This is a genomic window from Pedobacter sp. 01N416 (genome assembly GCF_056399685.1).
On record NZ_JBFTRT010000403.1, the window covers coordinates 1 to 4,774 of the forward strand.

General features: G+C 37.4%; 6 protein-coding genes. 5 read left to right on the forward strand and 1 reads right to left on the reverse strand.

Going from position 1 to position 4,774, the window contains the following annotated elements:
• From AC1DND_RS19905 to AC1DND_RS19920, 4 genes are all read left to right on the forward strand, one after another.
• The coding region (locus AC1DND_RS19905; RefSeq protein WP_477584273.1) for a PQQ-dependent sugar dehydrogenase at nucleotides 1-1,169 on the forward strand (1,169 nt) is incomplete at its 5' end.
• Nucleotides 1,170-1,638: 469 nt separating this feature from the next.
• Nucleotides 1,639-2,556 carry a DUF58 domain-containing protein gene (locus AC1DND_RS19910; protein ID WP_477584275.1) on the forward strand — a complete coding sequence of 306 codons (918 nt, stop codon included), beginning with the start codon at nucleotides 1,639-1,641 and terminating at the stop codon, nucleotides 2,554-2,556.
• Between the two features lie 66 nt (nucleotides 2,557-2,622).
• Nucleotides 2,623-3,084, forward strand: a complete 462-nt coding sequence (locus AC1DND_RS19915) for a redoxin domain-containing protein (protein ID WP_477584277.1) — start codon at nucleotides 2,623-2,625, stop codon at nucleotides 3,082-3,084.
• A gap of 3 nt (nucleotides 3,085-3,087) precedes the next feature.
• Nucleotides 3,088-3,606, forward strand: coding sequence for a DsbA family protein (locus AC1DND_RS19920; RefSeq protein WP_477584279.1), 519 nt, complete (start codon nucleotides 3,088-3,090; stop codon nucleotides 3,604-3,606).
• A gap of 261 nt (nucleotides 3,607-3,867) precedes the next feature.
• Here the strand turns inward: AC1DND_RS19920 and AC1DND_RS19925 are convergent, their stop codons facing one another.
• On the reverse strand, nucleotides 3,868-4,341 hold the full coding sequence (locus AC1DND_RS19925) for a hypothetical protein (RefSeq protein ID WP_477584281.1): 474 nt from the start codon (nucleotides 4,339-4,341) through the stop codon (nucleotides 3,868-3,870).
• Between the two features lie 124 nt (nucleotides 4,342-4,465).
• On the opposite strand from AC1DND_RS19925, the gene AC1DND_RS19930 reads away from it, so the two are divergent.
• A partial coding sequence (locus AC1DND_RS19930) for a hypothetical protein (protein ID WP_477584283.1) occupies nucleotides 4,466-4,774 on the forward strand: 309 nt, incomplete at its 3' end.

Below are 4,774 nucleotides of genomic sequence, written 5' to 3' on the forward strand. Positions count from 1 at the left end.
GTTTAGCCCTAAACTGTGCAAATATTGCATGTGTATTGGCGCAAAACCCTGTTGAAACCAACGAACCATCAGCAGATTATAAGCCAGCATTTGCCGGGCAGACCCGAATTGGAGGAGTAAAAACCAAAACGCCTCTGGATATTACGATTATTAATGAAAAGTTAGAAAATCCTTGGGCCATTTCAGTTCTTCCAAACGGTGGTTTTTTAATTACACAAAAACAGGGTACAATGGTGATCCTTACTCCTGATGGGAAATTAAGCAAAAAGATAACCGGTTTACCCAAGGTAGATCCATCTGGCCAGGGCGGTTTATTGGATGTAACTTTAGATCCAAACTTTGCTAAAAACAGAATGATTTATTGGGCTTATTCAGAGCCACAGGATAAAGGTGTTTTATTAGCCATTGCCAAAGGTAAATTAGCAGCTAATGAAACTACAATAGAAAACCAAACCATTATTTACCGCGCTACACCGGCTTACGGCGGTAAACTTCAATACGGTTCGAGAATTGTGTTCGATAAGAATGGTAATTTATTTGTAAGTACTGGCGAACGTTCTGGTAACGATATCAGAATTCAGGCACAATATTTAAATTCTTCTTTGGGTAAAATCTTACACCTTACCACCAATGGTAAAGCTGTGGCGAACGGACCCTTTGCTGGCAAAGCAGATGCAAAACCAGAAATTTATGCCTATGGATTGCGGAATCCAGATGGTTTAGCCATTAATCCTTTAACCGGTGATTTATGGGAAGCCGAATTTGGCCCTAAAGGTGGCGATGAGGTAAATATTATTAAACCAGGCAAAAATTATGGCTGGCCAATTATTACCTACGGAACAGAATACAGTGGTAAAAAAGTAGGTGATGGTATTCAACAGAAAGATGGTATGGAGCAACCTATTTATTATTGGAACCCAAGTATTTCTCCTGGCTGTATTGCGTTTTATAACAGCAATAGTATCGCCGAATGGAAAGGAAATTTGTTTGTAGGTGGCTTGGGTGGTTCGCATATTATCAGATTGGTAATAAAAAATGATAAAATTGTTGGTGAAGAGCGATTACTGGAAGGTAAAGGCGAACGTTTCCGTGATATGGTAGAAGGAAAAGACGGGGCGCTTTATTCTGTAACCGATAATGGTCATTTGTTTAGAATTGCTAAGAAGTAAGTTAAGTAATTATAAAATATAGATCCCGGATTCATTTATTGAGTCCGGGATTTTTTGTTTTAAATCATTTTATTTGTTTTTGGAAATGAGGGATCAGTTTTTCATTGGGGGTTTCGGCCCTGCTTTCCGTTTGTAGTGCCGGCGTGAAGCCGGCAGCTACCACTGCAATCGGGTTTATTTATCAAAGGATAGTAGCATAGTCGGACCATCAAATTGCTCAGGTTTGCCAGGTCTTTAAGGCGGAGGTTTTGCGTTAGGGATTGTAAGGGTTAGTACCGATCCTTCGTCGGTACCGGAGCATAGCGCAGCCCTGCAAAGCCCGCCCCTTGCGTAGCTTGGGGAACGCCCATATCAATTTGCAGTTTGCAATTCACAGTTTGTAGTTAGCCAGTGCTTGGACCTTTGAAACTTCGAAAGTCTTGGGGACTTTTTTAATTTTTTTTAATAAATCTTTTATTAGCTTTACCATATGCGGGTTGTAAACTACGAAAACGAAACAAGCTATGGTAATTTAGAATTGCTTGCACAACAAGTGGTAGAAGGTTTTATTACCGGACTGCATAAAAGTCCGTTCCATGGCTTTTCGGTTGAATTTGCAGAGCACCGCCAGTATAATAATGGCGATAATGTTAAAAATATCGACTGGAAATTATATGCCAAAACTGATAAACTTTACAGTAAACGTTTCGAAGAAGAAACCAATTTGCGCTGCCAGTTTGTGATTGATGTGTCCTCATCAATGTACTTTCCTGAACCTAAAAATAACAAACTGATCTTCTCGATACAGGCTGCTGCATCTTTGATGTACCTGTTGAAGAAACAGCGTGATGCTTTCGGATTAAGCTTATTTACAGATGAAATACTGTTGAATTCGCCAGCAAAGTCGACTACAGTACATCAGAAATATCTGTTTACACAATTGGAAGAGCTGTTACATAAACCCAAGGTAAATGCACAGACTAATTTAAGCGAAGCTTTACACCAGGTGGCCGAATTGATTCATAAACGTTCATTGGTAATTGTTTTTAGCGATCTTTTTAATACACAAACCAGCACAGATAAAACGGACGAGTTTTTTGATGCTTTGCAGCATTTAAAATTCAACAAACATGAAGTGGTGGTTTTTAACGTGGTAGATAAATCAAAAGAAGTTGATTTCAATTTTGAAAACCGCCCATACCAGTTTATCGATATGGAAACCGGCGAAACGATTAAAGTACATACCAATCAGGTAAAGGAAAATTATACAGCGGCAGTTTCCTCGTATCGACAGCAGATTGTGCTAAAATGCGCCCAATATAAAATCGACTTAATTGATGCCGATATGAACGATGGATTTTACCCTGTCCTTCAGTCTTACTTAATCAAAAGGCAGAAATTAGGCTAAAATTTGTTGCAAACAACACAGATTCAGCGTTGTTTATTAAATGATTTAAATTTTAAACTCCTTAATATGTTAGAAAAAGGCGCTGTAGCACCAGATTTCGAATTGAATGCTACTCCCGATCAGAAAATAAAACTTAAAGACTTTAAAGGAAAAAATGTTATCCTGGCTTTTTATCCTGCCGATTGGAGCCCAGTATGCAGCGACCAAATGGCACTTTATAACGAAATGCTAAAATATTTTAACAAGTATGATGCACAGATTTTTGGTGTTTCTGTTGATAGTGTTTGGTGCCACCTCGCTTTTGAAGAGAATAGAAAACTGCATTTTCCACTTTTGGCCGATTTTGAACCAAAAGGCGCAGTGTCAAAAGCTTATGGTGTATACGATGAAGAACTTGGCGAAAGCAAAAGGGCACTTTTTGTTATAGATAAAGAAGGAAAAATTGCCTGGAGTTATTTGTCGCCAATAGCCGTTAACCCTGGCGCTGACGGAATTTTAGACGCATTGGAGGAATTAGATAAGAAATAAGCTATGAGTACTTTAAAACCTGAGGTAAACAATCAGGATCACATCCAAGGTGATGATTCAGCGAGTGTAACCATTGTCGAATTTGGCGATTATCAATGTCCATATTGTGGTAATGCCTACCCGATTATGAAGGAAATTGAAGAAACATTTGGCCATCAGATCAAATTTATCTTCCGTCATTTTCCTTTGGCGAATGCCCATGAGTTTGCTTTTCCGGCTGCTATTGCTGCAGAAGCGGCAGGTTTACAAGGTAAGTTTTGGGAAATGCACGATGCACTTTACGAAAATCAATACCGTTTAGATGGCGAGCTGTTCGACGAATTGGCTGAAACGATTGGTTTAGATCTGGAGCAGTTTCAGCAAGACAGCGTCTCTGAAGATATCAAAAGGAAAATAGAAGATGATTTTGATAGTGGTGTACGAAGTGGTGTAAACGGAACGCCTTCATTTTATGTAAACGGGACTAAATTTGATGGAGGTGCAACAGATCTTTATCAAATGCTTAAAGAAAGTACCGAGTAATTTTCCATAAAAAAACCTCATGTATTTTGCAATACATGAGGTATCAGATAAGGGTAACCGGAAAACTAAAAAACTAATTATGAGTTTTTAGAATTTAACAAAATTGAAATCGCTTCGTGTTTTGTTATTTCAAAGGTGCACTTCAATTATGAAGTTTTAGTGAAGAAAACTAAACCTTATCGCTATAGTCCTGCTTATGTTACGTCGCGAAAATAAAAATGAAAAGCCAGCAATATCTTCCTGGCTTTTGGCTTATTAAGTTTATTGTTTTCTCGAATAGATCCCTTGCAGATGCGTTAATGCCGCTACCAATTTTTCTTCATCACCAGCTAAACAATAATATCTAATTCCATTTTTATCGTTATCGGGCTCATCTTCGCCTTTGTCAAAAACCGGATAGATTGATTTGATTTTTGTGCTGGTCTGTTCCAAGCTAACTTTGAAGCCTTTCCAGACGTTTATTTGCGATTTGTTGGTGGTTTCTTCTTTGGCATTATCCGAACTGGCAAAGCTTTTTCCAACTGTAAAAACTCCATAATTCATTTCTTCATCAATATAAAATGAATTTGCTGTAATTGTAAACGTGGTTTCTATTCCCTTACGTAAAATACGATCGGTTCCGCCTATAGCTTTTGCTAATAGTTGGTTGATGTTTTTAACAGTTTCGGCTTTTGTTTGGGTGAAGCCATTAATGGATGCAGCCAGCAATAAGGCCAGCATTAGTTTTGTTTTCATAATTCTTTAAGGTTTAAATATTTGTGTGTATTTAAATTTAAAGAATTATTCGTCAATAATATTATTTGAAAAGTTTTAACAGACAATAAATGAAATGATATATTTACGTTTTAAAAAAATAACAATGAATTACCGTAAACTCTTCACTTTAAGTGTACTATCCATCCTGTTAATCACATCTTTACCAATATTTGCTCAAAATGTATCTGATTCGGAAAAAGAACAGCAAAAAAGTCAGTTCGTAGGTCTTTATAAATATTTGGCCGCTAAAGTGCCATATCCTTCTAAAGCATTATTTAGTAATTTACAGGGAACAACTACTTTTCTTTTTCAAGTGGAAAACGGCCAAATACTAAACGTAGAAACTGTTTTAAATTTGGAAGGGCTGAGTGAAAACGTTAAAAATTTAATTTCCGCTTACACAGGACTGTCC